General features: G+C 66.4%; 21 protein-coding genes and 1 riboswitch. Of the genes, 7 read left to right on the top strand and 14 right to left on the bottom strand.

From position 1 onward, the window contains the following. Positions 1 to 161: 161 nt before the first annotated feature. A complete protein-coding gene (locus tag HG421_RS18065) occupies positions 162 to 1,892 on the bottom strand; it encodes a PQQ-binding-like beta-propeller repeat protein (RefSeq protein WP_169707555.1) in 1,731 nt (576 codons plus the stop codon). A gap of 524 nt (positions 1,893 to 2,416) precedes the next feature. Then, on the bottom strand, positions 2,417 to 3,004 hold the full coding sequence (locus HG421_RS18060; protein WP_169707554.1) for a gluconokinase: 588 nt from the start codon (positions 3,002 to 3,004) through the stop codon (positions 2,417 to 2,419). Positions 3,005 to 3,161: 157 nt separating this feature from the next. Here HG421_RS18060 and HG421_RS18055 point away from each other — a divergent pair, with 157 nt between their 5' ends. The 3 genes from HG421_RS18055 to HG421_RS18045 all read left to right on the top strand — a co-directional run bounded on the left by HG421_RS18055 (position 3,162) and on the right by HG421_RS18045 (position 10,715). Further along, a complete protein-coding gene (locus HG421_RS18055) occupies positions 3,162 to 4,544 on the top strand; it encodes an MFS transporter (RefSeq protein WP_169707553.1) in 1,383 nt (460 codons plus the stop codon). A 2-nt stretch (positions 4,545 to 4,546) separates the two neighbouring features. After that, a complete protein-coding gene (locus HG421_RS18050; protein WP_211161745.1) occupies positions 4,547 to 6,946 on the top strand; it encodes a GH36-type glycosyl hydrolase domain-containing protein in 2,400 nt (799 codons plus the stop codon). 319 nt (positions 6,947 to 7,265) lie between these two features. Continuing rightward, positions 7,266 to 10,715, top strand: a complete 3,450-nt coding sequence (locus HG421_RS18045) for a hybrid sensor histidine kinase/response regulator (RefSeq protein ID WP_169707552.1) — start codon at positions 7,266 to 7,268, stop codon at positions 10,713 to 10,715. 237 nt (positions 10,716 to 10,952) lie between these two features. Here HG421_RS18045 and HG421_RS18040 read toward each other — a convergent pair whose 3' ends face one another. Together HG421_RS18040 and HG421_RS18035 are read right to left on the bottom strand one after the other, a co-directional pair. After that, positions 10,953 to 11,534: a manganese efflux pump MntP family protein gene (locus tag HG421_RS18040; protein WP_169707551.1), complete on the bottom strand. Its 582-nt coding sequence runs from the start codon at positions 11,532 to 11,534 to the stop codon at positions 10,953 to 10,955. A gap of 6 nt (positions 11,535 to 11,540) precedes the next feature. Then, a riboswitch (yybP-ykoY riboswitch) is annotated at positions 11,541 to 11,707 on the bottom strand. 223 nt (positions 11,708 to 11,930) lie between these two features. Further along, positions 11,931 to 12,704, bottom strand: coding sequence for an IclR family transcriptional regulator (locus HG421_RS18035; protein ID WP_169707550.1), 774 nt, complete (start codon positions 12,702 to 12,704; stop codon positions 11,931 to 11,933). Positions 12,705 to 12,882: 178 nt separating this feature from the next. Here HG421_RS18035 and fucP point away from each other — a divergent pair, with 178 nt between their 5' ends. Beyond that, a complete protein-coding gene (fucP, locus tag HG421_RS18030; protein WP_169707549.1) occupies positions 12,883 to 14,184 on the top strand; it encodes an L-fucose:H+ symporter permease in 1,302 nt (433 codons plus the stop codon). Positions 14,185 to 14,186: 2 nt separating this feature from the next. Beyond that, complete coding sequence (locus HG421_RS18025; RefSeq protein ID WP_169707548.1) at positions 14,187 to 14,546, top strand: L-fucose mutarotase; 360 nt, start codon at positions 14,187 to 14,189, stop codon at positions 14,544 to 14,546. Between the two features lie 453 nt (positions 14,547 to 14,999). On the opposite strand, the gene HG421_RS18020 is transcribed toward HG421_RS18025, so the two are convergent. The 5 genes from HG421_RS18020 to HG421_RS18000 all read right to left on the bottom strand — a co-directional run bounded on the left by HG421_RS18020 (position 15,000) and on the right by HG421_RS18000 (position 20,308). Further along, entirely contained in the window at positions 15,000 to 16,322 is a 1,323-nt protein-coding gene (locus HG421_RS18020; protein WP_169707547.1) for an L-fuconate dehydratase, read from the bottom strand. Between the two features lie 268 nt (positions 16,323 to 16,590). Beyond that, positions 16,591 to 17,448, bottom strand: a complete 858-nt coding sequence (locus HG421_RS18015; RefSeq protein ID WP_169707546.1) for a fumarylacetoacetate hydrolase family protein — start codon at positions 17,446 to 17,448, stop codon at positions 16,591 to 16,593. 213 nt (positions 17,449 to 17,661) lie between these two features. After that, entirely contained in the window at positions 17,662 to 18,432 is a 771-nt protein-coding gene (locus HG421_RS18010; protein WP_169707545.1) for an SDR family oxidoreductase, read from the bottom strand. Further along, positions 18,429 to 19,301, bottom strand: coding sequence for an amidohydrolase family protein (locus HG421_RS18005; protein ID WP_169707544.1), 873 nt, complete (start codon positions 19,299 to 19,301; stop codon positions 18,429 to 18,431). The genes HG421_RS18010 and HG421_RS18005 overlap by 4 nt, the downstream gene beginning before the upstream one ends. Beyond that, positions 19,298 to 20,308: an aldo/keto reductase gene (locus tag HG421_RS18000; protein WP_169707543.1), complete on the bottom strand. Its 1,011-nt coding sequence runs from the start codon at positions 20,306 to 20,308 to the stop codon at positions 19,298 to 19,300. Before HG421_RS18000 ends, HG421_RS18005 begins: the two co-directional genes overlap by 4 nt. Before the next feature lie 257 nt (positions 20,309 to 20,565). Here HG421_RS18000 and HG421_RS17990 point away from each other — a divergent pair, with 257 nt between their 5' ends. Then, entirely contained in the window at positions 20,566 to 20,772 is a 207-nt protein-coding gene (locus HG421_RS17990) for a hypothetical protein (protein ID WP_248279408.1), read from the top strand. Positions 20,773 to 20,805: 33 nt separating this feature from the next. Next, positions 20,806 to 21,306: a hypothetical protein gene (locus HG421_RS21350; RefSeq protein ID WP_248279407.1), complete on the top strand. Its 501-nt coding sequence runs from the start codon at positions 20,806 to 20,808 to the stop codon at positions 21,304 to 21,306. Here HG421_RS21350 and HG421_RS17980 read toward each other — a convergent pair. The 5 genes from HG421_RS17980 to acs all read right to left on the bottom strand — a co-directional run bounded on the left by HG421_RS17980 (position 21,291) and on the right by acs (position 25,732). Then, positions 21,291 to 21,494 (bottom strand): hypothetical protein, encoded by a 204-nt coding sequence (locus HG421_RS17980; protein WP_005922076.1) that lies wholly within the window; start codon positions 21,492 to 21,494, stop codon positions 21,291 to 21,293. The genes HG421_RS21350 and HG421_RS17980 overlap by 16 nt on opposite strands. A 3-nt stretch (positions 21,495 to 21,497) precedes the next feature. Further along, positions 21,498 to 22,061 (bottom strand): peroxiredoxin family protein, encoded by a 564-nt coding sequence (locus HG421_RS17975; protein ID WP_211161867.1) that lies wholly within the window; start codon positions 22,059 to 22,061, stop codon positions 21,498 to 21,500. A 585-nt stretch (positions 22,062 to 22,646) separates the two neighbouring features. Continuing rightward, on the bottom strand, positions 22,647 to 23,315 hold the full coding sequence (locus HG421_RS17970) for a response regulator transcription factor (RefSeq protein WP_104542417.1): 669 nt from the start codon (positions 23,313 to 23,315) through the stop codon (positions 22,647 to 22,649). 68 nt (positions 23,316 to 23,383) lie between these two features. Further along, positions 23,384 to 23,530, bottom strand: a complete 147-nt coding sequence (locus tag HG421_RS17965) for a hypothetical protein (protein WP_168968118.1) — start codon at positions 23,528 to 23,530, stop codon at positions 23,384 to 23,386. A gap of 258 nt (positions 23,531 to 23,788) precedes the next feature. Beyond that, positions 23,789 to 25,732 (bottom strand): acetate--CoA ligase, encoded by a 1,944-nt coding sequence (acs, locus tag HG421_RS17960; protein ID WP_169707540.1) that lies wholly within the window; start codon positions 25,730 to 25,732, stop codon positions 23,789 to 23,791. Positions 25,733 to 25,950 lie beyond the last annotated feature (218 nt).

Here is a 25,950-nt window from a genome sequence, read left to right as displayed (position 1 = left end):
AGCCGCTATCGCAAAGCGCCAAGCAGCGGGGGCGATGACGAGCCGCGCGTGCGTGTGCACAACGGAAGGACTACCGCAGACACGACGACGCCACCGGAAGGTGGCGTCGCGTGATGCTGTGGCTGCGCGTCATGCGGCACGCAGATCACATGGGGTGAGCGCTACTTGCCCGCAGCGGTGTCGGGCACGAACTTGATCAACTGGTTGGCCGTGGCTGCAACGCCGAAGTTGTTGCGTGCATAGCCCGAGCCCCAGTACAGCGCACCGTCGACGATCGAAGGCGCGCTCATCACCGAGCCGGTGGCCTTGTAGTTCCAGACCGTGGCGCCGGTATCGCTGTCCAGGGCCACCATGTTGCCTGCCATGGAGCCGGCAAACAGCAGGTTGGGCGACACGCTGATCGGTCCCTGGGCACCAGCCGGTACGGCCGGGTTGACCGGGTTGATGCCCGGCGCCTTGACCTGCCACAGGATCCGGCCGGTGGCCGCATCCAATGCTGCCCACGAGCCGCCGTTATGGCTGACGGTATTGCCCGGCGCCAGTGTGTACGGGGTATTCAAATTGTTGTTGATGCCCACATACACGCGCGACTTGTAGGGGTCGAATGCCGCGCCCCACTCGATGCCGCCGGTGGTGCCGCCCGGGCCGACCTGCGTGGACCACACCCTGGCGCCGGTCTTGGCGTCGAAGGCCCAGTAGATGCCGCTCTTCTGGCCGGCACCCACCAATTGCTGCAGCTTGCCCTCGCGCTGCACGGAGAACAGGTTGATGCCTGCGCCGCCGAAGTCGTAATCGGGCCCGGTCAGATTGCTCGCCTGGGTGTTGGGGCACAGGCCATTGTCGGGAGCGAGGATGCAGGACAGGTTCCAGGCATCGTAGCCCTGATTGCGGTTGGCCCAGACCAGCTTGCCGGTGTCCAGATTCAGCGAGATCACCGAGTCGACGTAGTTGTCCGGCGCCATGCAGTTGAGCTCATCCTGCACGGTCAACTCGCTGCCGCGGTAGGCGCGTGCGTTGGACACGCAGGTCCCCACGCTGGCGGGAACGTTGTAGTTGTTGCCGGTGCCGAAATAGATGCGGCGGGCGATGGGATCGACGGCAACCTGGCCCCAGGTCGAGGCGCCGGTATAGCCCTCGGGCGCGTTGTAGAACTGCCACACCTTCTTGCCGGTGTTCAGATCCAGCGCCACCACGCTGCCGCGGAACGAGAACCGATGGGTCGGATCAAGACTTTCATAGTCCCTGGACGACACGCCCAGGTACACGCGGTTGCCGTAGACCACCGGCGAGGAGGTGATCTGGGCCTGCGGATTGGTTTCGACCTCGCTCTTCCACAGCAGCTTGCCGGTCTTCTTGTCCAGGGCCAGCACGGTGCCGCCGGCCATGTCGCCCACGATGATGCTGTTGGCAGTGATGGCAGGGGTGGTACGCGAGAGCGAGGTGCTCTTGCCGGTGTAATCGGACAGCTTGGCCTGCCAATTGGGCTTGCCGGTCTGGGTGTCCACGCTATACAGCGTGCCGCCCCAGTCGGGCACGTACAGCGTGCCGCCCTCGATGCTGGGCGTGGCCGAGATGTCGCCGGTGGTGGTCAGGGTCCAGGCCGGCTTGAGGGTGCTGACGGTGCTGCGGTTGATCTTCCACTCGCCCGGCGCGAAGCGCTGATTCAGATAGCCACCGCCGGCGATCGGCCAGTTGGTAGGGCTGGCGAAGGGCAGGGCGTTGCCGAAGCTGCGCCAGACCTGGCCGGAGCGCGCGAACGCCTGGGCGTCCAGGGACGACACCGGCGCCTGCGCGCTGGTGGCGCCAGACTGGGCAAAGGCCACTGCGCTGGCGAGCAGGCAAGGAATGAGCGTCAAACTGCGTAACCGTAAACGGCGATTGGAGTTGGTCATCACGGCGTATCCATTGATGGAAGGAAGCGCTGGATCCCCCCCGAGATCTGCGTAGCGAAGATCGCCGATCAGAATGACCCTGCAACATCGGTGCGCGCCTGCATTCAGAGAGCGGTTGGGTCCGCCTGGATCTGGTATGACCAAGTCGAAAAATTTGCGTTCAGCATGTGCGTTAATCGCGCAAATCGTGATGATCCATCACTATCTGGCGTTGGCGCGATAGGAAAAATGATTCAGCCAGAACGCGGCTGATTTCGGCGCAAATCATGGGTTTGCAAAAAGTAACCAGGACATTTTGCGCCACCTTGTGTGGTATCGGCGATGCAGTGCCGCCCATATCTTTGCAGGAGGCCCGCCACGGGCGCAGGCCCGTGCCGATTGGCCGACCTGGAAACCGGTGCACATGCCTTGCCCGACAGTGCTGGCGAGGCGCCGTTGCCGCACGCGCGCCGCGACACGCTATCGGCGCGTGCTGCGTGACTGGTGGTGAGCGTGCTGGCGATTGCGCTGCCATGGCGGCGCCGCTAGGGCGCGCTAGGCAACGAGGGTGTGCCGGCGTTGGCTGCTGCCGTGTCGATCAGCGCCAGTTGCGCGATCGCATCGTGCACCACCTCGGGCACGCTGGCATCCACGTCCACCGACACCACGTCTGCTTCGTCCAGCGGCAGTTCCAGCGTCTGCAGCTGGCTGTCGAGCAGGCTCGGGGGCATGAAGTGGCCGGCACGCGCCCCCAGGCGTGCAGCGATGACGTGCGGCGCGGCATGCAGGAACACGAAGCGCATCGGCACGCCGCTGCTGCGCAGCAATTGGCGATGGGTGTGGCGCAATCCGGAGAACGCCAGCACCACCGATTCGCCGGCCTGCACGCACGCGCGCAGGGTGGCGGCCAGCAGTTCCACCCACGGCACCCGCATGGCGTCGGTGAGCGGCTGGCCGGCGGCCATCTGCGCGCGCGCGGCTACGCTGTGATAGTCGTCGGCATCCAGGAAACGGAAGCCGTAGTGTGCGGCCAGTGCCTGCGCGATGGTGGTCTTGCCGCTGCCCGACACGCCCATCACCACGATGGCCAGGGGCGAAGCGGACGCGGGCGTGGTGGGGACGGCGGTGTCCATCACGTCAGGTTATATCTCCGGATCGATTCGGCATTTGAGCGGATTTCACGTTGGCGGCAGCCGATGCGTGGTGTAGCGTCGGCGCTCCTTGCCAGGTGAGCGGGCGCCCAGCGTAACGGCGCGACCGGCCGGGTACAACGCATCCGAAGGTCACCCGATGACGTCAACACCCGCACCGTCTCCTGCCTCGGCACGCCTGCGCTGGCGCGAAAAGCTGGGCTACGGCGCCGGCGATCTGGGCCTGAATCTGTATTGGGCCAACATCTCCGCGTTCCTGCTGATCTTCTATACCGACACCATGCATCTGCCGGCCGCGGCCGTGGGCACGATGATCCTGCTGACCAAGATCGCCGATGCGATCGCCGACCCGGCGATGGGGGCGATCGCCGACCGCACGCGCAGCCGCTGGGGCAAATTCCGCCCGTATCTGCTGTGGGGTGCGGTGCCGATGGCGGTGACGGGAGTGGTGGCCTACACCACCCCGGACCTGGATCAACACGGGCGCATGTGGTGGGCCACGCTCAGCTTCCTGGTGATGATGCTGGCCTACACCGTGGTGAGCATTCCCTATTCGGCGCTCTCGGGCGTGATCACCGCCGACAGCAAGCAGCGCACCGGTCTGATCAGCCTGCGTTTCATCGGCGCGTTTGCAGGGACCACGCTGGTCAATTACTTCACGATGGATCTGGTGCGCTGGTTCGGCGACGGCAACGATGCGCTGGGATGGCAGCGCACGATGATGCTGTATGGCGCCATTGCGGTGGCGCTGTTTGTCAGCGTGGCCCTGACCACGCGCGAGCGCGTGCAGCCGCCGCCGCAACAGCGCACGCCGGTGCGCCGCGACATCGCCGATCTGCTGCAGAACAAGCCGTGGTGCGTGCTGTTCGTGCTGTCGCTGATCATCATGATCACCATCACCATGCGCGGCGGTGCGGGGGTGTACTACCTCAAGTATTACGTGCAACGGCCGGATCTGGTCGGCTTGTTCCTGGGCTGCTATTCGGTGGCGCTGGGTGTTGGCGCAGCAATCACGCCGCTGCTGACACGGCACTGGGACAAGCGCCAGCTGATGTGCGGGCTGATGGCCATTGTTGGCCTGCTGAGCTGTGCGATGTTCTTCGTGCCTGCCGATGCGGTGTGGGCCATCTTCGTGTTGAACATCTTGATCGGGCTGGCACTGGGGCCGAAGTCGCCGCTGGCGTTTTCGATGTATGCCGACAGCGCCGACTACACCGAGTGGCGCACCGGCCGGCGTGCGACCGCGATGACATTCGCGGCGGCGACATTTTCGCAAAAGCTGGGTGGCGCGCTCGCCTCGGCCGGCATCGCCTGGGTGCTGGCCGGCATGGGCTATGTCGCCAACAGTGCGCAGTCCAGCGGGTCGTTGACCGGCATCGTGCTGCTGCTGACGGTGATTCCCGGTGTCATCGCCCTGCTGGCGGCATGGACCATGCGTTTTTATCCGCTGGACGAGGCGTTGCTGCGTCGCATCCAGCATGAACTGGCCGCGCGCAAGCGCGACGAACAGGAGCACCTCTGACCGTGTCTGCAATGCCTCTTGCTGCTTCCGACGATCTGTCCACCTTGCTGGCACCCAGCGCCGACGGCGCGCGCTACGCGCTCTACAGCCCCACCGCCATGCCCAATGCCGGCGGGTTCCTGTGGAACCGCCGCATGATGCTGCAGCTCACCTGCCGCGGCTACGCCACCGGCCAGTTCATGCAGCCGGAGCCATCGAAGTATGCGCATGCACCGATGCTGGAAGCGCGCAACTTCATGATGCCGGAGCAGCCGTATTACGCGCACCATCCCGGGCGTTTCTTCTATCTCAAGGACGAAGACAGCGGGGCGCTGTATTCGGTGCCGCACGAACCGGTGCGCGCGCAGCCGCAGGCGTTCGAATTCTCCGCCGGCAAGCACGATGTGCGGTGGCGCGTGCGCCATGACGGCATCGTGGTGGAACTGTGCGTGGCCCTGCCCACCGACGATGCGGTGGAGTTGTGGGAATGCCGCGTGCATAACGTCTCCGGGCGCGCGCGGCGCTTGAGCCTGTATGCGTACTTCCCGGTCGGCTACATGTCGTGGATGCACCAGGCCGGCGGCTACGAGCCGGCGCTGGGCGGCGTCGTCTGCCGCAGCGTGGCGCCGTACCAGAAGATCGACGACTACTTTCGCCAGCGCGATTTCAAGGACTGCACCTTCCTGCTGCACGAACAGCCACCGGTGGCCTGGGAGGCGCAGCAGCTGGCCTTCGAAGGCGAGGGCGGGTTGCATGCGCCGTCGGCGATCCAGGCCGAGCAGCTGGGCAACCACGAGGCGCATTACGAAACGCCTGCGGCTGCGCTGCAATATCGCCTGCAGCTGGAGCCGGAGGCAGCCAGCGTGTACCGCTTCGCGTTCGGGCCGGCCAAGGACGATGCGGAGATCGCCGCGCTGCGCGCGCGCTATCTGTCCCAGGACGGCTTTGCCGCCGCTGCGCGCGATTACGCGCAGTACATGCAGGGCGGGCGCGGCTGCATCCAGATCGCCACGCCGGATGCGGCGCTGGACAACCTGGTCAACCACTGGTTGCCGCGGCAGGTGTTCTACCACGGCGACGTCAACCGCCTGACCACCGATCCGCAGACCCGCAATTATCTGCAGGACCACATGGGCATGGCCTATCTGCAGCCGGCCACCGCGCGAGCGGCGCTGCTGCATGCCTTGTCGCAGCAGGAGCCCAGCGGCGCGATGCCGGACGGCATCCTGCTGGTGGAAGGTGCCGAGCTGAAATACATCAACCAGGTGCCGCATACCGACCACTGCGTGTGGTTACCGATGTTCCTGAGCGCGTACCTGGCCGAAACCGGCGATGCCAGCATCCTGGATGCGATCGTGCAGACCCATGACGGGCAGCGTCTGCGTGTGGCCGAGCGGCTGGATGCGGCGATGCAGTGGCTGCTGGATGCACGCGACGCGCGCGGCCTGAGTTTCATCGCGCAAGGCGACTGGAACGACCCGATGAACATGGTGGGCTGGCGCGGCAAGGGCGTGTCCGGCTGGCTGACCGTGGCCACTGCCTATGCGTTGCGGCTGTGGTCGGACATTTGCGCTGCGCATGGCCGCAGCGCGCAGGCACAGACCTTCGGCGAAGCGGTCGGCACCGTCAACGCCGATGCCAACCGCGAGCTGTGGGACGGCAACTGGTATGCGCGCGGCATCACCGACGACGGCGTGCGGTTCGGTATCGCCGATGACGTGGAGGGCCGCATCTACCTCAACCCGCAGAGCTTCGCGTTGCTGGCCGGCACTGCCGATGCGCAGCAACGCGCAGCGCTGCTGGAGGCGGTGCGCGAGCAGTTGCACACGCCGTACGGCCCGGTGATGCTGGCGCCGGCCTATACGCACATGCGCGACGACGTGGGCCGCCTGACCCAGAAGTGGCCGGGCGCGGCGGAGAACGGCGCGGTGTACAACCATGCGGCGGCGTTCTATCTGTACAGCCTGTACCAGATCGGCGAATCCGACCGCGCCTGGGAGATTCTGCGCGCGCTGCTGCCCGGCCCGACCCGCGAGGATGTCCTGCAGCGCGGCCATCTGCCGGTGTCGCTGCCCAACTACTACCGTGGCGCCTGGCATCAATACCCGCGCACCGCCGGGCGCTCGAGCCAGCTGTTCAATACCGGCACGGTGGCCTGGGTCTATCGCTGCGTGCTGGAGGGCCTGTTCGGCCTGGTCGGCGAGGGCGATGCGCTGGCGATCCGCCCGCAGCTGCCGTCGCACTGGCCGCAGGCGCAGGTGACGCGCCAGTTCCGCGGCGCGCAGTTCGAGGTGCAGCTGCAGCGCGAGCCCGGACGCGTGGCGATGGAGGTGCTGGTGGATGGCGTGGTCTGCGCCGACCAGCGCGTGCACGCGGTGACCGCCGGCCAGGTGTATCGGGTGCAGGTGCGCCTGCCGGGCTGAGCGGTCCGCGGCCCTCACCCGCCCTTCGGGCACCCTCTCCCGCAGGCGGGAGAGGGGAGGGCGAACATCGGCTGCGCCGCCGACGATGCAACAGGCGCATGTGGCACACACACCGCAACCGCGGTCCCTTCTCCCGCGTGCGGGGGAAGGTGCCCGAAGGGCGGATGGGGGGCGTTTGACCTTCGGCCTCATGTCCACCGCCAGAAGCTGCCGAAGAGCCTCACCCTCCATCACACACTCCGGCAAGATCCCCAATCCCCAATCCCCAATCCCACTGCGTAAACTCCCAGGCTCGCATCGCGCCTCCTAGGAACGCCCCTTGGTCTCGAGCTGGATCCTGCTGCTGGTCTCCGTGGGCTATGCCGCGCTGCTGTTCGGGGTGGCGTGGTGGGGCGATCGCCGGCCGATGTATCCGGAGCGGCCGTGGCTGCGGCCGGCGGTCTATAGCCTGGCACTGGCGGTGTACTGCTCGTCGTGGACGTTCTACGGCGCGGTGGGCTCGGCGGTGCGCAACGGCATCGGTTATCTGCCGATCTACCTGGGGCCGCTGCTGTTGCTGCTGTTCGGCTGGCGCATCATCGAGCGCCTGGCGCTGATCGCGCGCGCCGAAAACACCGTGTCCATCGCCGATTTCATCTCCTCGCGCTACGGCCGCTCGCGCCGGCTGGCGGCGCTGGTGGCGGTGATCGCGCTGGTCGGCATCGTTCCGTATCTGGCCCTGCAGTACAAAGCGGTGGCGATGAGCCTGGAGGTGTTGACCGGGCATAGCAGTGCCGGGCGCGGCATTTTTGCCGATCCGGCGCTGTACGTGGCGCTGCTGATGGCCTTGTTCGCCACCTTGTTCGGCACCCGCCAGGTCGATGCCACCGAACATCACCACGGCATGATGCTGGCGATCGCGCTGGAGTCGGTGATCAAGCTGGTGGCCATCGTGGCGGTGGGCCTGTTTGCGTGGCTGTGGTTGAGCGACCACCAGCTGCATATCGCCGATTCGGCGCGCACCCTGTTCGAACATACCCCGTCGGTCGGCTTCATCTCGCAGACGCTGCTGAGCTTTCTGGCGGTGATCTGCCTGCCGCGCCAGTTCCATGTGGCGGTGGTGGAATGCAGCGACGTGGGCGACATCCGCCGGGCGCGCTGGTTGTTCGGTGCATACCTGGTGATCATTTCGGCGATGGTGGTGCCGATCGCCTCGGCCGGCATCGCCTTGTTCGGCAAGGGCAGTGCGGTGGTCGACGATGCGATGGTGCTGGCGCTGCCGCTGAGCCAGGGCAACACAGTGCTGGCGCTGGTGGCCTACGTGGGCGGCTTTTCCGCAGCCACCGGCATGGTGATCGTCGCCAGCATCGCCCTGGCCACCATGGTCAGCAACGATCTGGTGATGCCGGTGCTGCTGCGCCGCCGCGTCAGCGCGAACGCGCGCGCAGCCGTGGCGTCGCGGGTGCTGTGGATCCGCCGCGTGGCCATCCTGCTGCTGGCCCTGGTCGCCTATGGCTACCACCGCAGCGTGGCCAACGACACCACCCTGGCCGCGTATGGCCTGATGGCGTTCGCGGCGGTGGCGCAGTTCGCGCCGGGCGTGATCGGCGGGCTGTATTGGCGTGGAGCCAGCCGCAAGGGCGTGGAAACCGGCATGGTGCTGGGCTTCATGACCTGGATCTATACCTTGTTGCTGCCGGCGGCCACGCGTGCCGGCTGGCTGCAACCGCAGTGGCTGGTGGATGGCCCCTTCGGCATTGCGTGGCTGCAGCCGCAGCAGCTGTTCGGGATGCGTGGCTGGGACCCGCTGGCGCACGGCACGTTCTGGTCGCTGCTGATCAATGTCGGCGCGATGATGCTGGTGTCGGCGCGCTGGCGCCCGGGCGTGGACGAGCGGCTGCGTGCCGCACCCTTCCTGGACCCGTATGCGCAGCGTCCGGCAGTGGCCGGCGAGTGGCCCGGGCACGTACGGGTTGGCGACCTGCAGGCGCTGGCCGAGCGCGTGGTGGGCGAGCGGCATGCGCGTCGCGCGTTCGTGGAGCAGGCGCAATTGCTGGAGCGCGAGCTGCAACCGATGGCAGTGGCCGACCGCGCCTGGGTGCAGTTCACCGAGCGCCTGCTGGCAGCGTCCATCGGCGCGGCCTCGGCGCGGTTGGTGCTGACCAGCCTGTTGCGCGGGTCGGGCATGGAGCTGGGCGAAGTGGTGGCGGTGCTGGACGAAGCCGGCCAGGAACTGCGCTTCAACCGCGAGATTCTCTCGACCACGCTGGAAAACATCAGCGCCGCGGTCAGCGTGGTCGACCCGGAAATGCGCCTGACCGCGTGGAATCGGCGCTACCAGCAGCTGTTCGGTTACCCGGACGGCATGCTGTATGTGGGCCGCCCGGTGGCCGACCTGATCCGCTACAACGCCGAGCGCGGCGAGCTGGGCGAGGGCGATATCGAAGACCAGATCGACCGCCGTATCCGCCACATGCGCGCCGGCTCGCCGCATGTGTTCGAGCGCACCCGCAGCGACGGCAAGGTGATCGAAATGCGCGGCCAGGCGCTGCCCGGTGGCGGCTACGTCACCAGCTACAACGACATCACCGACTACAAGCGTGCCGAGCGTGCGCTGCTGGATGCCAACGAAAACCTGGAACAGCGCGTGGCCGACCGCTCGCGCGAGGCCGAGCTTGCGCAGCAATCCAAGACGCGGTTTCTGGCCGCCATCAGCCACGACGTGTTGCAGCCGCTCAACGCCGCGCGCCTGTTCGCCTCGGCCTTGCGCGAGAGCCATCAGAACAACGAAGAACAGCGCCATCTGGCCGAGCGCGTGGATGCCTCGCTGCGTGCAGCCGAGGAATTGCTCGACGGCCTGCTCGACGTCTCGCGGCTGGATGCCGGCGGGCTGCGGCCGACAGTGGAGGATTTGGACGCCAGCGCGCTGATGCACGAGCTGGCCGCGCAGTACGCGCCGGTGGCGGCCAGCCGCGGTCTGCGGTTGCAGGTGCATAGCCGCCCGATCTGGGTACGCAGCGACCGCCGCCTGCTGCGCCGGGTGATGCAGAACTTCCTGGCCAATGCGCTGCGCTACACGCGCCAGGGCCGCATCGTGCTGGGCATGCGCGGGCGTGGTACCCATGTGGAACTGCAGGTGTGGGACACCGGCCCGGGCATCCCCGAGCACCACATGCGGCAGATCTTCGAAGAATTCCGCCGCTACCAGCAGCCGTTCGACTGGGGCGAGCAGGGGCTGGGATTGGGCCTGTCGATCTGCCAGCGCATCTCGCGCCTGCTCGACCACGACCTGAGCGCACGCAGCCAGGTGGGCCGCGGCAGCATGTTCTCGATCCTGTTGCCGCGCGTTGCGCCGGTACCGGTGGCGCCGCTGCTGCCGGCACCGGCCGCGCGTGCCCTGTCCAGCGACGACTCGCTGGCCGGCCTGCGGGTGCTGTGCGTGGACAACGACCGCGAGATTCTCGACGGCATGCGCGCGCTGCTGGGCCGCTGGCAGGTGGAGGTGATCACTGCCAGTACCGTCGACCAGGCGCTGGACTGCGCGCGCCGGCAACCGGATCTGATGCTGGTGGATTACCACCTGCACGACCGCCTGGATGGCCTGGACACGCTGGATGCGCTGCAGGCCGCCGCACCGTCGCCGATCGCCGGCGCGCTGCTCACCGCCGACGGCCGCGACGAGCTCAAGCAGCTGGCACGCGAACGTGGGTACCGATTGCTGACCAAGCCGGTCAAACCGGCGTCGCTGCGCGCATTCCTGAGCGCCTATCACGATGCCAAGACACGTTGACGGATGCATCTGTGCCATCAGCGCGACAGGCGGTACTGCACGCGGCAGCGATGAAAACTCCCATGATGCCTTGTGTGCGCGGAGCGCGACGCCCTCCATCGTAGATGCAGAGCCGATCTACGATACAAGCTCGAGGCTCAAGGAGCGCATGGGCTTCTTGCATGTGTTCCGATGATCGGTCGGAAGACATAACGCTGTTAGGCGGCCATGTCCGCTCCTATGCGACCCGTTGTGCGCTTACGCGGCGCCGCTCAGGTGTTGGTAGAGGATCACGCTGCCGACGATCACCAGGATCAGGCCGCCGAGGATTTCGGCGCGTTTGCCGATCAGCGCGCCAACCGCACGACCCAGCATGATGCCGGCGGTGACCATGCTGAAGGTGCACAGGCCCACCACCACCGCGACCGCGCCGATATGCACATCCAGGAACGCCAGGCTCACGCCCACCGCCATCGCGTCGATGCTGGTGGCAAATCCGGTGGCGGCCAGGGCCAGCAGGCCGTTTTTCTTCGGAGTGGCGTCCTGCTCGTCGGCTGGATCGGGATCGGTGCGCAGGCCGGCGACGATCATGTGCATACCCAGCACGCTCAGCAGGCCGAAGGCAATCCAGTGATCGAAGGACTGCAGGTGGCTGGAGGCCGCACGGCCCAGCAACCAGCCGATCACCGGGGTGATCGCTTCGATGCAGCCAAAGATCACGCCGGCCCGCAGCGCATCGCGCCACTGCGGCTTGCGCATGGCTGCGCCCTTGCCGATCGCCGCGGCAAACGCGTCGGTGGACATGGCAAAACCGATCAACACAATCGAATACGGAGACATCGACACACTCGGGTTGGGCACGCTCACAACGGCATACGCCCGCGCCAACCATCGTCGTACGCGCATGCCGCTGGTCTCGCCGAACCACGCAAGGTTGCCTGCACCACGGCGCACTGGCCGAGTATGTTGATGCAGGCGCTTTCGATAACGAAAGCAGGCTACTCCCCAAGGGGCGCGCAGTGTAACAACGCAAACGCGGCTTTCGAGCGTTTTGCCTGCACGCGAAGGTCGGTCTGATCTTTATAGCCTTGGCTATCGCATGCGTGTCGGGGCGACGCTCGGCAGCGCGCGTGGCTCTCAGCGATACGTGCAGACGGGTGCGATCGCAGCTGTCCAACCCGCAGGCTCGCCATCGACGTCTCCGATCGAGGTGCGGCACTGTCCTCGGCCAGGCGCTTATCCCAACGCGCGCGGCGGGTGGTACATCAAGGCATCGGAGATTTCGGCGGTGGCGGCGCACAGGGCTTGCAAGGCCGCTTGCGGATTCACCAGTTCTGGGCGACGTTCGATGAAGGGCACTGTGAGCGTGTACGTGGCGCTGCCGTGTTGCAGGATCGGGGCGGTGAGGTCGACCACGCCCACCACCGCCTCGCTGGCATGCATCGCATAGCCATCGTTGCGGGTCTGCAGCGCGTCCTTCAGGAACTGCGTGCGGTCGTAGGGCACCTCGCTGGCATCCAGCGCCTCCAGCCAGCGCGCCTGCACGTCGGGTTGCTGGAAGGCGAACAGCACCAGCCCGGAGGTGGAATGGGCCAGCGGGCGGCGGTGGCCGGGGCGCACTACCAGGCCCAGGTCGCTGGGCACGTCCATCTGCGCGATCACCACGATCTGGTCGCCCGAAGGCGCCACCAGGTGGCAGGGCTGGCAGATCGTATCGGCCAGTCGGCGCATCACCGGCAACGCGGCTTCGGTGACGTTTTGCACCTGCGGTTGCTGCATGCCGAGCATGAACAGCCGGTTGGTCAGCACGTAGTCGCCATCGGCATCGCGCATCAGGTAGCCGCGTTCTTCCAGCACCTGCAGCATGCGGAAGATCTCCCCGCGCGAGCGCCCCACGCCTTGCGAAATCGCGCCCATGCTCATCGGCCGCGCGTCGCGGGCCAGCAGCTCCAGGATGTCCAGCCCCTTGTCCAGGGCCGGCGCGCGGTACTTGGCGGGTTCGGTGCTCATCCGTTTGCGTTCCAGGGCAGGTGCGGCGCGCCAGGGTACAGGCAACGCGGGCAGGGGTCAGCGGAAGACTGTGCGTGCAAATATAAACAAAGATTTTATATTTGCATGGCGTGGGCGCGCGCAGTACGCTCGCTCGATTGCAACGCAAGCGCCACAGCCTTGGGAGGGGAACGGTCGCATGCATCACAGTGACATTGCCGCGTCACCGCGCGGCAACCTGGCGCGTACCGCCATGGTTCCCCTGGTGTTGATCGTCAGCCTGTTCTTTCTATGGGGCATGGCCAACAACCTCAACGACATCCTGATCAAGCAATTCAAGAAGGCCTTCGAGCTGACCGACCTGCAGGCCGGGCTGGTGCAGAGCGCCTTCTACATGGGTTATTTCGTGTTCGCGATGCCGGCGGCGATGTTCATGCGCCGCTACAGCTACAAGGCGGCGGTGGTGCTCGGCTTGCTGCTGTATGCATGCGGGGCGTTCCTGTTCTATCCGGCCGCGCAGGTGCACACGTACTGGCTGTTCCTGCTGGCGCTATTTGTCATTGCCAGTGGGCTGGCGTTCCTTGAGACCACCGCCAATCCGCTGGTGACCGTGCTCGGCCCGGCCGACGGCGCGGCACGGCGTTTGAACCTTGCGCAGGCCTTCAACCCGCTGGGCTCGATCACCGGCGTGCTGGTGGGCCAGCACTTCATCTTCTCCGGCGTGGAGCACACCCCGGCCGAGCTGGCAGCGATGGCGCCGGCCGCGCGCGAGGCCTTCTTTGCCACCGAATCGGCGGCGGTGCAGACGCCGTACCTGATCATCGGCGTGGTGGTGGTGCTGTGGGCGATCCTGATCGCGCTGGTGCGCTTCCCCACCGGCGCGCCGGAGGCCGTGGCCGGCCAGGCGCCCAAGCGTGCGCGTTTCGGCCAATTGCTGCGCAACCGACGCTTCATGTTTTCGGTGGTGGCGCAGTTCTTCTACGTCGGCGCGCAGGTCGGTATCTGGAGTTACCTGATCCGCTACCTGCAGGACGCGGTGCCGGGGACGCCGGAAAAAACCGCCGCCACCTATCTCACCATTTCGCTGGTGCTGTTCATGGCCGGCCGCTTCATCGGCACCGCGCTGTTGCGCTATCTGGCGCCTGCCAAGCTGCTGGCCAGCTTCGCCACGATCAATCTGCTGCTGTGCGCCATCGCCATCGCCTTGCCGGGTTGGACCGGGTTGTACGCCCTGGTGGCCGCCAGTGTGTTCATGTCGGTGATGTTCCCCACCATTTTTGCGCTGGGCCTGGACGGCATGCATGACGATGCGCGCAAGTTGGGCTCGTCCTTGCTGGTGATGTCCATCATCGGCGGCGCGCTGCTCACTGCGCTGATGGGCGCGGTGTCTGATATGGCCGGTATCCACTGGGCCATGGTGGTCCCGGGCGCGTGTTTTGCGGTGATTTTGGTGTTCGCGCTGCGCGCGCGTCACGCGGCGCCCGCCGTGGCAGGAGCCTGAGCATGCCGCGTCTTTGCTATGTGCTGGACCTGCACGACGATGCTGACCTGATCGCCGAGTACGAACGCTGGCATCAACCCACCGAGGTGTGGCCGGAAGTGGTGGCCTCGCTGCAGCAGGCCGGTATCCAGGAACTGGAGATCTTTCGCAGCGGCGATCGGCTGGTGATGCTGATGGACGTCAGTGAACACTACGATCCTGCCGCCAAGGCTGCGCGCGATGCGGCCGACCCGCGCATCCAGGCATGGGAGCAGTTGATGTGGCGGTTCCAGAAGCCGCTACCCGGGAGTGCGCCGGGCGAGAAGTGGCGGAAGGCCGGGCGGATCTTTGCGCTGAGCGAGGCGATTAAAGCGCAGCGCTAGGAGCGTCCTCATCCGCCCTGCGGCACCTTCTCCCGCGTGCGGGAGAAGGGGGTGATCTGGCACAGGCCGGAGAAGTGCGTGGTTCGGTTTGGCTCGGGCGTGGTGGGGACGGCTGCGCCATGGCCCAGAGTGAGGCGATCGACGCGCAGCGCTAGGCCGCGCCCTCATCCGCCCTTGCGGGCACCTTCTCCCGCAGGCGGGAGAAGGGGGTGATCTGGCATAGGCCGGAGAAGTGCGTGGTTCGGTATGGCTCGGCGTGGCGGGGGACGGCTGTGCCATGGACCCACCGCCGGGCATCTGCAGTGCGCTGCTGCCAGCTGTTAAGGTCCGCGACGTCGGAGACCTGTGACCCCGCCGTCCCGGACGACCGACGACGCCTTCCCGGATGAACGACGACTTCCTTCTCCCGCGTGCGGGAGAAGGTGCCCGAAGGGCGGATGAGGGAACGCGGGCTCAGCTCTTCGCGCTGGCCGCCAGGTCCTCGACCCAGAACCGTCCATCCGGATAGCTGAATTCCGCGATCGAGGCAGCGTGCATTTCTGCCGAAAATCCCGCGGCTTCCGGGGCGAGATAGCGACCGTGGCGGATGCGCACCGGATCCAGGAAATGCTGGTGCAGGTGGTCGACGAATTCGATGGCGCGGTCTTCCATCTGGCCGGTGATGGCGACGAAGTCGGCCATGGCCAGGTGCTGCACCAGTTCGCACAGGCCCACGCCGCCGGCATGCGGGAACACGCGCACGTTGAACTTGGCGGCCAGCAGCAGGATGGCGAGATTCTCGTTGACCCCGCCTACGCGCGCGGCATCGATCTGGATCAGGTCCACTGCGCCGGCCTGCAACAGTTGCTTGAACACCACGCGATTCTGGGTGTGTTCGCCGGTAGACACCGGCACCGGGGTAATGCCCTGGCGGATCGCTGCGTGGCCAAGCACGTCGTCCGGGCTGGTGGGTTCTTCGATCCAGGCGATGTCGAATTCGGCCAGCTGGCGCATCCAGTCGATCGCCGGGCCCACGTCCCAGCGCTGGTTGGCGTCCACCGCCATTGCGATGTCCGGGCCGATGGCTTCGCGCGCCAGCCGGCAGCGACGGATATCGTCCTGCACGTTGGCGCCGACCTTGAGCTTGATGGTGCGGAAGCCATCGGCCACCGCTTCCTTGGCCAGCCGCACCAGCTTCTCGTCCGAGTAACCGAGCCAGCCGGGTGAAGTGGTGTAGGCCGGATAGCCTTGCTCGATCAACTGTGCGATGCGTTGCGCGCGCTGCGGCTGTGCAGTGCGCAGGATGGCCAGCGCTTCGTCGCGGGTGAGCGCATCGGTGAGGTAGCGGAAGTCGATGGTGTCGACCAGCTGCTCGGGCGTGAGCTCGGCGATATAGCGCCACAGCGGCTTGTTCGCCGCGCGTGCGGCCAGGTCCCAGGCGGCGTTGATCACCGCGCCGATGGCCATGTGCATCACGCCCTTTTCCGGGCCCAGCCAGCGCAGCTGCGAGTCGTTGGTGAGCCGGCGCGCGAACGCGCCCAGATCGGCGATGACTTCGTCCACCGACAGGCCGATCACATGCTCGGCCAGGGCAGCCACCGCAGCGGTCTGCACGTCGTTGCCGCGGCCGATGGTGAATACCAGGCCGTAACCGGCCAGATTATTGGGTGCATTGGTACGCAGCACCACATAGGCGGCCGAGTAATCCGGATCCGGGTTCATCGCGTCCGACCCATCGAGCTCGCGCGAGGTGGGGAAGCGGACGTCGTGGGTGTCGAGGGCGATGATGGTGCGCATGAAAATCCTGGCGATGGAAGCGGAAAATGAAACGGGCGGAAGAAGATGGGTGGAAGAACTAAAGATCAAGAAAACGACAGCAGTGAAGCGCACTTGAGCCCCTCTCCCGGTGGGAGAGGGGCTTGAGCTGCAGCGCGCGCACCCAGAGTTGCTCGGCGACGTCCACGTTTGTTGTTCGGCGTTTGCTGCAAAAGAAGGGTTCGGGTGGTGGAGCGCAAGGCGTTACCACGCTCTCAATCCCGCAACCCCCTCCTGCAGGCATGCGGCCTCAACCCGCATCGCGCGGATGCGCCACCACCGGCTGGCGCTGGCGACCCAGGCCTTCGATCTCCAGTTCCATCACATCGCCCGGCTTCAGATACACCGGCGGCTTCTGGCCCAGGCCCACGCCCGGCGGGGTGCCGGTGCTGATCACATCGCCCGGCATCAGCGTCATGTAGCGGCTGATATGGCTGACCAGTTCGGCCACGCCGAATACCATCGTGCGGGTGCTGCCGTTCTGGTAACGGTGGCCGTTGACCTCCAGCCACATCGACAGGTTCTGCGGGTCGGCGATGTCGTCGCGGGTGACCAGCCACGGGCCGATCGGGCCGAAGGTGTCGGCGCTCTTGCCCTTGACCCACTGGCCGCCGTGTTCGAGCTGGAACTCGCGCTCGGACAGGTCGTTGATCACCGCGTAGCCGGCCACGTGGTTCAGCGCTTGCTCCACCGACACATCGCGCGCCACATCGCCGATCACCACGCCCAGCTCCACTTCCCAGTCGCTCTTGACCGAGCCGCGCGGGATGATGACGGTGTCGTTGGGGCCGCACACCGCAGTGGTGGCCTTCATGAAGAGAATCGGCATCTTCGGCACGTCCATGCCCGATTCGGCGGCATGGTCGGCGTAGTTGAGCCCCACGCAGATGAACTTGCCGATGCGGCCCACGGCGGCGCCGTAACGCTGTTCGCCTTCGATCACCGGCAGCGCGGAGACATCCAGCGCGCGCAGCTTGTCCACGCCGGCATTGGTGAGATGCTCACCGGCAACATCGTCGATCACACCGCTGAGGTCGCGGATGCGGCCTTCGCTATCGATCAGACCAGGGCGTTCGTGGCCTTCGGCGCCAATACGTACGAGTTTCATGCAGTCTTCCTTTGCAGGGGAGGAGTGGAGCGGCCAATCACACGTCGCAGTCGGGTGCGGAAGGTGCGCTTCGAACAGGAATGTGGATGATGCATGCTGCAAACAGCGGTGACGCCAAGTGTGAGATACCCTTCTGGGTCAGCGCACACCGCGCGATGAACCCTGGCGAGCGGGAGCGCGCCTGGTGGCTGCACGCTCGTTCGCCAGCAGTGCTCAGTTCGACCAGCCGCCATCGATGATGTGGGTCTGGCCGGTGGTGAACGAAGATTCGTCCGAGGCCAGGTACACCACCAGCTGTGCGATCTCGCGCGGGTCGCCCAGGCGGCCCATTGGCTGGCGATCGGTGAAGCTCTTCCACACCGCCTGTTCGTCGCCGCCCAGCGCCTTGACACGCTGGCCCAGCGACGGTGTCTTGATGGTGCCGGGGCAGATCGCATTGCAGCGCACGCCCTGGGCCACGTAGTCGGCGGCAATCGCCTTGCTCAGGCCGATCACCGCCGCCTTGGTCACGCCGTAGACGAAACGGTTCGGCACGCCCTTGATGCTGGAAGCCACCGAGGACATGTTGATGATGCTGCCGGTGCCGCGTTCGAGCATGCCCGGCAACACCGCCTTGCAGGTGTAGTACATCGCATCGACATTGATCGAAAACGAACGGCGCCATGCCGGTTCGTCGCAATCGAGAATGCTGCCCTGATGCACGAAGCCGGCGCAGTTGAACAACACATCGAACGGGCCGTGCTGCGCGACCAGCGCAGCAATCGCCGCGGCATCGGTGACGTCCAGCAGCTGGGTGGTGATCGCATCCGATTCGGCGGCCAGCGCCTGCAAGGCAGCGGCGTCGATGTCGGTGGCGATCACCTGCGCGCCAGCGCGTGCGCAGGCCAGCGCGCTTTCGCGGCCGATGCCGGCGCCGGCGGCGGTGATCAGGCAGCGCTTGCCGCGCAGGCGCTCGTTGGGAGTCGAAGGGATCGAGACAGTCATACCGATGAGGTTCCGTAGGTGGGGGCCGCCGGCCGTGGCAGACGATAAAACGTGCGTGCGTTGTCGCCGAACACCGCATCGGCGTGGTCGGGGGCATGCCGGGTGACGAGCCGCTGTGCAAGATCGAGCCAGTGCGCGTAATCGGCGCGCAAGGTCAGCACCGGCCAGTCGCTGCCCCACAGCAGGCGCTGCGCACCGAAGCGCGCGAACAGATGCGCGACATACGGCTCCAGTGTATCGATGCCGGCGCCGCGGGCAGCTTCGGTGAGCAGGCCGGAGAGTTTGCAATGCACGTTGGGATGCTGCGCCAGCGCGTCGATGCCGCTCGCCCAGGCGATGAATTCGCCGGCGGCGATGGCCGGTTTGCCGCCATGATCGACGACCACCCGCAGCGATGGATGGCGTTGCAGCCGTGCCTGCAACGCCGGCACGTGCACGGCGCGGATCAGCGCATCGAAGGCCAGGTCGTGCGCCAGCATGGCGTCGAAGGCGGCATCGAGCGTAGGGCTTGCCAGCCACCGCACATCGGCGATGTCCTGCACCATCGGGCGCAGGCCCTTGAGCAGGCCGCCGCTGGAGCGCACCAGCGCGCCGATGCGTGCTGCGGCATCGGGTGCGTCGAAATCCACCCAGCCCACCACGCCGGCGATGCGCGGCGCATCGCGTGCCAGTTCGAACAGGTAGCAGGTTTCCGCCTCGGTGGCGGCTGCCTGCACCACGACCACGCTGCCAACACCGGCCGCGTCCAGCGCAGCACTGACATCGTGCGGAGCAAAGTCGCGATACAGCGGCGCAAGCTCGGGGGTTAGCCAGGCGTAGTCGCCACGCGCCAGATGCCAGAAATGCAGATGCGCATCGACGCGATTCATGGCGTGGGCAGGTCCGCATCGAACAGGCCGCCGTCGCGCAGGCGCTGCCATAGCGCGGCCGGAATGGGCGCCTGCAGGCGGGTGGCAGCCGAGTGCACCTCGGCCACGCTGCGCATGCCGGCCACCACCGTGGTCACCGCCGGATGCGCCAGCGGGAATTGCAACGCTGCCGCGCCGATGTCCACCTCGAACGCCGCGCACGCCGCATACAGGCGCTGCGCATGCTGCAAGGTGGCGGTATCGACCGGGGCGTAGTTGTAGGTGGCGCCGGGGCCGCGTGCATCGCTGAGCAGGCCGGAGCTGTATGGCCCGGCCGACAGGATCGACACGCCCTGGCGCTGCGCCTGGTCGAGCAGCGCGCGTGCGCCGTGCTGTTCCAGCAGGGTGTAGCGGCCGGCCAGCATCACGCAGTCGAGCGGAAAGCGTGGCAACACCTCCAGTGCCACGTCCTGCTCGTTGACGCCCAGGCCGATCGCCCCGCACGCACCGGAGGCCTTCAACTCCGCCATCGCCGGCAAGGCCTCCTCCAAGGCCTGTCGCAGCACGTGGGCGTGGTTGTCGCCGTGGGTCAGCGCACCGATGTCGTGCAGCAGCAGCACGTCGATGTAGTCGGTGCCCAGGCGCTCCAGGCTGGAGGCGAACGCGCGGCGCACGCCATCGGCGCTGTAGTCGAACTCGGCGCGCCGACCGGCCACGGCAAAGCCGTCACGGCCGGCAACGGCCTGGGCGTCGTCGTAGACGCAGCGGCCCACCTTGGTCGACAGCGTGTAGGCATCGCGCGGCACGCCGGCCAGGCCACGGCCCAGGCGCGTCTCGCTCAGGCCATAGCCGTAGTAGGGCGCGGTGTCGAAATGGCGGATGCCGGCCTCGAATGCGCCCGTTACCGCAGCCAGCGCGTGCGCCTGGTCCACTTCGGTGTACAGGTTGCCGATCGGCGCGGCGCCAAAGCCCAGCGCCGACAGCTGCACCCGGGTGCTGCCCAGACGCCGCCGTGCCACGCCGCTCATGCGCACCGCTCCGTCGCGAGGGCGGCAGCGCAGGCGCTGGAAGGATCTGGAAAGCAAGAGCTGAGCATTGCAACGTCCACCAGCCGGCAGATGCCGGTCTGTTCGCATATGAATATGGCAATCATCAATGAACAGATCACGCTGCAGTGCAGCATGGCGGTAGTGGTAGCGCGGGTCCCTCTGCAGAGACGCAGTGCCACGCCGAATGCGCGAGCGGCATCACCCGTTCCTGGAACGCCGCATACGCGGCTGCGGGCATGACGGCCGGCGCACTGGTCGCGCCGCTGGCCGCGGCAGCGCAGGCCGCCGTCGCCCGGTGCGCATGCACCCCGCCGTGGGCGCGCGGTGTGCAGGGGCAGCGCAAGGCCGATCTTGGCAACGGCACCCAGCTCAACCCCATCGGGGCCGGCGACCACCCCGACCCCACCATCCTCGAGGATGGCGACGACTCCTACATGACTTAAGGCCTTTATCGGCATCGGCCCTACGCCGACACCATGACGACCTACGAGTATTCGGAAGAACTGGGGTGGGCACGCGCGCCCGACACGCACCGGTGCATCCGCGTGCGGCTGAGCAACGACCGCCATATCGTGAGCTTCGAATACTCCTGCGACGACGGCATGCAATGGACGTGTCACCCCCATCGCACGGAAGTGTCCGGATTCCATCACAACGTGTTCGGCGGCTTTCTGAGCCTGCAGCTAGGCGTGCATGCCGCCCAGCAAGGCGAGGTGGTGTTACGCGATTTCCGCTACCGCGCGCTGGGCCGAGTGGCGCGTCACGCCACGCCCCGACATCTTCAGACGGCGAGGCCCGGGGGGACCTCGCCGTCAGGCGAAACAGCGGCGATCAAGACGGTGCGTGCAGTGTCAGCAGGAGGCGGGCGGTGCGCAGAAGCCGAAGATGCGCGTGCAATACGCCGCTTCCGTCCACCGGCCGCTTCCGTTTGGCAGCGACGCAGTCGCCGTGTCGCCGGCTGTCAACCGCAGCAGTAGCAGACGTTGCCCTGACCCAGGTCGCCGCCGAACTCCGGACACTCGGCCTTGCAGGCCCATGCACTACACGATTCGACTTTCGGCTGTGCGTTATCGACCGCCATCACCTGGAACGCACCGAAGCCGGTGCTGGCCAGAAAGGTCGCCGCCATCAGCGCACTGCGCAAGCTTACCCAACGCTTTTTCATGCATTACTCCCTCAACGTTGCAAAAGCCGCTGGCGCATCCGTGCGGCGCAAGGCGGCGACCAGGTCCTGCACCCGCTCCGTGGTATCGAAAACGCCATGATGGGAATGGCGCACGCGCCCCTGCCCATCGATGGCCAACAGCAGTGGCACGTTGCGCGCGCGGAACAGCATCAGCGCGCGACGATCGGTCAAGGTCACCACCGGAAAATCGAAACCATGCACATGCGCGTAGCGCGCCGCCTGCGCCTCATCGCAATGGCACACGCCCAGCAGCTGCGGCCGCCCCGGCAGATTGGCCTGCAGTTGCCGCGCCGCGCGCACCACCGTCGGTGCCGAACGCTGGCAATACGGGCAGGTGGTGGTGAAGAAGAACAGCACCTGCGCCTGCCCTTGCGGCGCGCCCAGCAGATGCCGCCGGCCATCGGCGTCGGTCGCCTCGATCTGCGGCACGTACATGCCTTCGTACGCCGTGCTGACGCGCGTCTGCAACCACTGCTGCTGCACACGCAGCTGCTTGTTCTGCCAGGCCAGCACCGCAATCAGTGCACAAGCCACCAGCAGGCCCATCCAGAGCCAGGGAATACGTCGCGCCATGCCAGCTCCGAAAGCGTCCTTGATGCCCGAGCCTTGCCCACGCATCAGCTCATGGTCAATGGTGATATCGACAACTGCGATGGCGCGCGGTGCAGTGCTGTGGATGCGATCACGCCTGTGCGCTTGGGCCTGCCAGTGAACCGTTGCAGTCTCCCGCGCGTTTGCGCAGGCGTGGCTGGGCTCGAGTAGCCGGCGCCCCCCATCCGCCCTTTGGGCACCTTCCCCCGCATGCGGGGGAAGGGAGTGGGTTGACGGTATTTGATCAGGTGGCGTCCTCGCTCCGGTGGGAGTGCCCCTTGGCGCGACGACGCTTTCGCGGGGCAGTCGCGCCCGGTTGCGCCGCTACCGCGGGTTGACTGCCGGGCTTTCTGCGTCGCGCCATGTGATCGCGGGTCTGGCCGGTGGCCCCCATCCGCCCTTCGGGCACCTTCCCCCGCATGCGGGGGAAGGGAACTCGTTGGCGGTATTTGATCAGGTGGCGTCCTCGCTCCCGGAGTACACCTGGGCGCGATGGGCTTCAGCGGGGTGCGTACTGCAGGGCACGCGCAACGGCGCGACTCACTCCTCTTCCGGCGGTGGCAGCACGATGCCGTCGGCGTCGATGGCGAGCTTGCCGGCCATCAGCACCGCCTGGGTGCGGTTGGTGACGCCAAGCTTGCGCAGGATCGCGGTGACATGCGCCTTGATGGTGGCCTCGGACACGCCCAGGTCGTAGGCGATCTGCTTGTTGAGGCGGCCGGCACCCAGCATCTGCAGCACGCGGAACTGTTGCGGGGTGAGATCGCGTAGACGCTGGCCGACCTCGCGTTCTTCGCTGTCGGTGGGCGGCAGTTTCTGCGCTTCGGCCGGGATCCAGCGCTCGCCATCGAGCACGGTGGCCAGGGCGCGGCCGATGGTGTCCGAGTCGGCGGACTTGGGAATGAAGCCGAACGCGCCGTGGTCGATCGCACGGCGCATCACCGTGGGCTCCTCGCGCGCGGACACCACCACCACCGGCAGCTGCGGATGCAGCGAGCGCATGTGCACCAGCGCGCTGAAGCCCTGCGCACCGGGCATGTTGAGATCCATCAGCAACAGGTCCGCATCCGGCTGCGCATCGGCCAGGGTGTACAGCGCATCCACGTTGTCGGCTTCGAACAGTTGCACCCCCGGCATCACGCGCTGCACCGCCCCGCGCAAGGCTTCACGGAACAGGGGATGGTCGTCGGCAATCAGCAGCGTGGTCATTTTGGGGCCGGGAATCGGGAGTGGGGAATCGGAAATCGCAAGAGCAGACGCAAAAGCCAAGAGCTACATCAACAGCTAAAAGCAACAGCAACAGCAACAGCAACAGCAACAGCAACAGCAACAGCAACAGCAACAGCAACAGCAACAGCAACAGCAACAGCAACAGCAACAGCAACAGCAACAGCAACAGCAACAGCGGTGAGAGATGGATGCATTGGGTGCGGATGGTGGATCGGGAAGGTCGCGAAACACCGGTTAACAAAGGTGGGCTGGAGACTGTCTTTACAATCCCCATGCCGCCTCTGCACCCCGGTCGCAGAGAACCGCTTCAACGAATCCGCGTTCCCGATTCCCGATTCCCTCCGGTCGCAGAGAACCGCTTCAACGATTCCCCATTCCCGACTCCCGATTCCCTCCGGTCGCAGAGAACCGCCTCAACGATTCCCCACTCCCGATTCCCCATTCCCAGCGCGTTACCGCGCCAAGCGCTCATTGACCAACGAATCCACCACCGACGGATCGGCCAGGGTGGAGGTGTCGCCCAGTTGGTCCGGTGCGTTTTCGGCGATCTTGCGCAGGATGCGGCGCATGATCTTGCCCGAGCGGGTCTTCGGCAGGCCGGGGGCCCACTGCAGGTGGTCGGGCGAGGCGATCGGGCCGATCTCCTTGCGCACCCAGCCCACCAGTTCCTTGTGCAGTTCGTCGCTGGGGTTCTCGCCGGCGATCAGGGTGACGTAGGCATAGATGCCCTGGCCCTTGACGTCGTGCGGGAAGCCGACCACGGCCGCTTCGGCCACCTTGGGGTGCGAGACCAGCGCGCTTTCCACTTCGGCGGTGCCGATGCGGTGACCGGAGACGTTGATCACGTCGTCCACGCGGCCGGTGATCCAGTAGTAGCCATCGGCATCGCGGCGGCAGCCGTCGCCGGTGAAATAGCTGCCCGGATAGGTGCGGAAATACGTGTCGATGAAGCGCTGGTGGTCGCCGTAGACGCTACGCATCTGGCCCGGCCACGAATCCAGCAGCACCAGGTTGCCTTCGGTGGCGCCTTCCAGGATCTTGCCTTCGGCATCCACCAGTGCCGGCTGCACGCCGAAGAACGGCAGCGTGGCCGAGCCCGGCTTGAGGTCCACCGCGCCGGCCAGCGGCGAGATCAGAATGCCGCCGGTTTCGGTCTGCCACCAGGTGTCCACGATCGGGCAGCGGCTGTCGCCGACCACCTCGTAGTACCAGCGCCAGGCTTCCGGATTGATCGGCTCGCCCACGCTGCCGAGCAGGCGCAGGCTCTTGCGCGAGGTCTTCTTGACCGGCGCCTCGCCGTCGCGCATCAGTGCGCGGATGGCGGTGGGCGCGGTGTAGAACAGGGTGACCTGGTGCTTGTCGATCACTTCCCAGAAACGCGACACGCTGGGGTAATTCGGCACGCCTTCGAACATCAGCGCAGTGGCGCCATTGGCCAGCGGGCCGTAGACGATGTAGCTGTGGCCGGTGACCCAACCCACGTCGGCGGTGCACCAATAGATGTCGTCCTCGCGCAGGTCGAACACCACTTCGTGCGTGTAGCTGGCAAACAGCAGGTAGCCGGCGGTGGTGTGCAGCACGCCCTTGGGCTTGCCGGTGGAACCGGAGGTATAGAGGATGAACAGCGGGTCTTCCGCGTTCATACGCTCGGGCTCGCATTCGGCCGGCTGGCCGTCGACCACGTCGTGGAACCAGCGGTCGCGCGGTGCCTGCATCTCCACCGCGCCGCCGGTGTGACGCACCACCAGCACGGTTTCCACCGTATTGGTGCCGGGAATCTTCAGCGCTGCATCGACATTGGCCTTGAGCGGAATCTTCTTGCCGCCGCGCAGGCCTTCGTCGGCGGTGATGATCAGCTTGCTCTGGCAGTCGATCACGCGGTCGGCGATCGAGTTGGCGGCAAAGCCGCCGAACACTACCGAGTGCACCGCGCCGATGCGGGCGCAGGCCAGCATGGCCACCGCGGCATCGACGATCATCGGCAGGTAGATGGTGACCCGGTCGCCCTTCTTGACGCCCAGGTTGCGTAGCGCATTGCCGAGCCTGCACACGCGCTCATAGAGCTCGCGATAGGTCACCGGGTAGGCAGCGGCATCCGGGCTGTCGGGCTCGAACAGCAGCGCGGTCTTGTCGCCGCGGGTGGCCAGCTGGCGGTCCAGGCAGTTGACGCTGGCGTTGAGCTCGCCATCGCCGAACCAGCGGATATGGAAGTCGTCCAGCGCATAGCTGACGTCCTTGACCTGGGTGGGTTGCTTGAACCACTCCAGCCGCTGCGCGGCCTTGCCCCAGAACTGGTCGGGGTGCTCGATCGATTCGCGGTACAGCGCTGCGTATTGCTCGCGGGTCACGCGCGCATCGGCGGCGAATGCAGGATCGACGGGATAAACATCAGCCATGGCAGCCTCACTTGCGAAGAACGTGTCGGGAGAGGGCTCAGCAGCTGCCCTCGGTAGGCAATCAGTGTGCCGTATCCACTCTGTCCCGGCGGTCAACGCTGCCTTAGACCATGGTCGTAACCTAGTCAGTGCAGTAGCGCACAGTCATTGCGAGGCCTGGTGCGACCATCGGTCATCTGGCGGAATGCTGCGTTGCAGCTACGACCAAAGGCGAATAG

Source organism: Xanthomonas campestris pv. badrii, assembly GCF_012848175.1.
GTDB lineage: Bacteria > Pseudomonadota > Gammaproteobacteria > Xanthomonadales > Xanthomonadaceae > Xanthomonas > Xanthomonas campestris_C.
This window is presented reverse-complemented; position numbering and strand designations above follow the sequence as displayed.

What these genes read in the sequence shown, in the direction of transcription:
- HG421_RS18065 (WP_169707555.1), bottom strand. Translation starts at nt 1,892, where the DNA reads ATGACCAACTCCAATCGCCGTTTACGGTTACGCAGTTTGACGCTCATT.
- HG421_RS18060 (WP_169707554.1), bottom strand. Translation starts at nt 3,004, where the DNA reads ATGGACACCGCCGTCCCCACCACGCCCGCGTCCGCTTCGCCCCTGGCC.
- HG421_RS18055 (WP_169707553.1), top strand. Translation starts at nt 3,162, where the DNA reads ATGACGTCAACACCCGCACCGTCTCCTGCCTCGGCACGCCTGCGCTGG.
- HG421_RS18040 (WP_169707551.1), bottom strand. Translation starts at nt 11,534, where the DNA reads ATGTCTCCGTATTCGATTGTGTTGATCGGTTTTGCCATGTCCACCGAC.
- HG421_RS18035 (WP_169707550.1), bottom strand. Translation starts at nt 12,704, where the DNA reads ATGAGCACCGAACCCGCCAAGTACCGCGCGCCGGCCCTGGACAAGGGG.
- fucP (WP_169707549.1), top strand. Translation starts at nt 12,883, where the DNA reads ATGCATCACAGTGACATTGCCGCGTCACCGCGCGGCAACCTGGCGCGT.
- HG421_RS18025 (WP_169707548.1), top strand. Translation starts at nt 14,187, where the DNA reads ATGCCGCGTCTTTGCTATGTGCTGGACCTGCACGACGATGCTGACCTG.
- HG421_RS18020 (WP_169707547.1), bottom strand. Translation starts at nt 16,322, where the DNA reads ATGCGCACCATCATCGCCCTCGACACCCACGACGTCCGCTTCCCCACC.
- HG421_RS18015 (WP_169707546.1), bottom strand. Translation starts at nt 17,448, where the DNA reads ATGAAACTCGTACGTATTGGCGCCGAAGGCCACGAACGCCCTGGTCTG.
- HG421_RS18010 (WP_169707545.1), bottom strand. Translation starts at nt 18,432, where the DNA reads ATGACTGTCTCGATCCCTTCGACTCCCAACGAGCGCCTGCGCGGCAAG.
- HG421_RS18005 (WP_169707544.1), bottom strand. Translation starts at nt 19,301, where the DNA reads ATGAATCGCGTCGATGCGCATCTGCATTTCTGGCATCTGGCGCGTGGC.
- HG421_RS18000 (WP_169707543.1), bottom strand. Translation starts at nt 20,308, where the DNA reads ATGAGCGGCGTGGCACGGCGGCGTCTGGGCAGCACCCGGGTGCAGCTG.
- HG421_RS17990 (WP_248279408.1), top strand. Translation starts at nt 20,566, where the DNA reads ATGACGGCCGGCGCACTGGTCGCGCCGCTGGCCGCGGCAGCGCAGGCC.
- HG421_RS21350 (WP_248279407.1), top strand. Translation starts at nt 20,806, where the DNA reads ATGACGACCTACGAGTATTCGGAAGAACTGGGGTGGGCACGCGCGCCC.
- HG421_RS17980 (WP_005922076.1), bottom strand. Translation starts at nt 21,494, where the DNA reads ATGAAAAAGCGTTGGGTAAGCTTGCGCAGTGCGCTGATGGCGGCGACC.
- HG421_RS17975 (WP_211161867.1), bottom strand. Translation starts at nt 22,061, where the DNA reads ATGGGCCTGCTGGTGGCTTGTGCACTGATTGCGGTGCTGGCCTGGCAG.
- HG421_RS17970 (WP_104542417.1), bottom strand. Translation starts at nt 23,315, where the DNA reads ATGACCACGCTGCTGATTGCCGACGACCATCCCCTGTTCCGTGAAGCC.
- HG421_RS17965 (WP_168968118.1), bottom strand. Translation starts at nt 23,530, where the DNA reads ATGCATCCATCTCTCACCGCTGTTGCTGTTGCTGTTGCTGTTGCTGTT.
- acs (WP_169707540.1), bottom strand. Translation starts at nt 25,732, where the DNA reads ATGGCTGATGTTTATCCCGTCGATCCTGCATTCGCCGCCGATGCGCGC.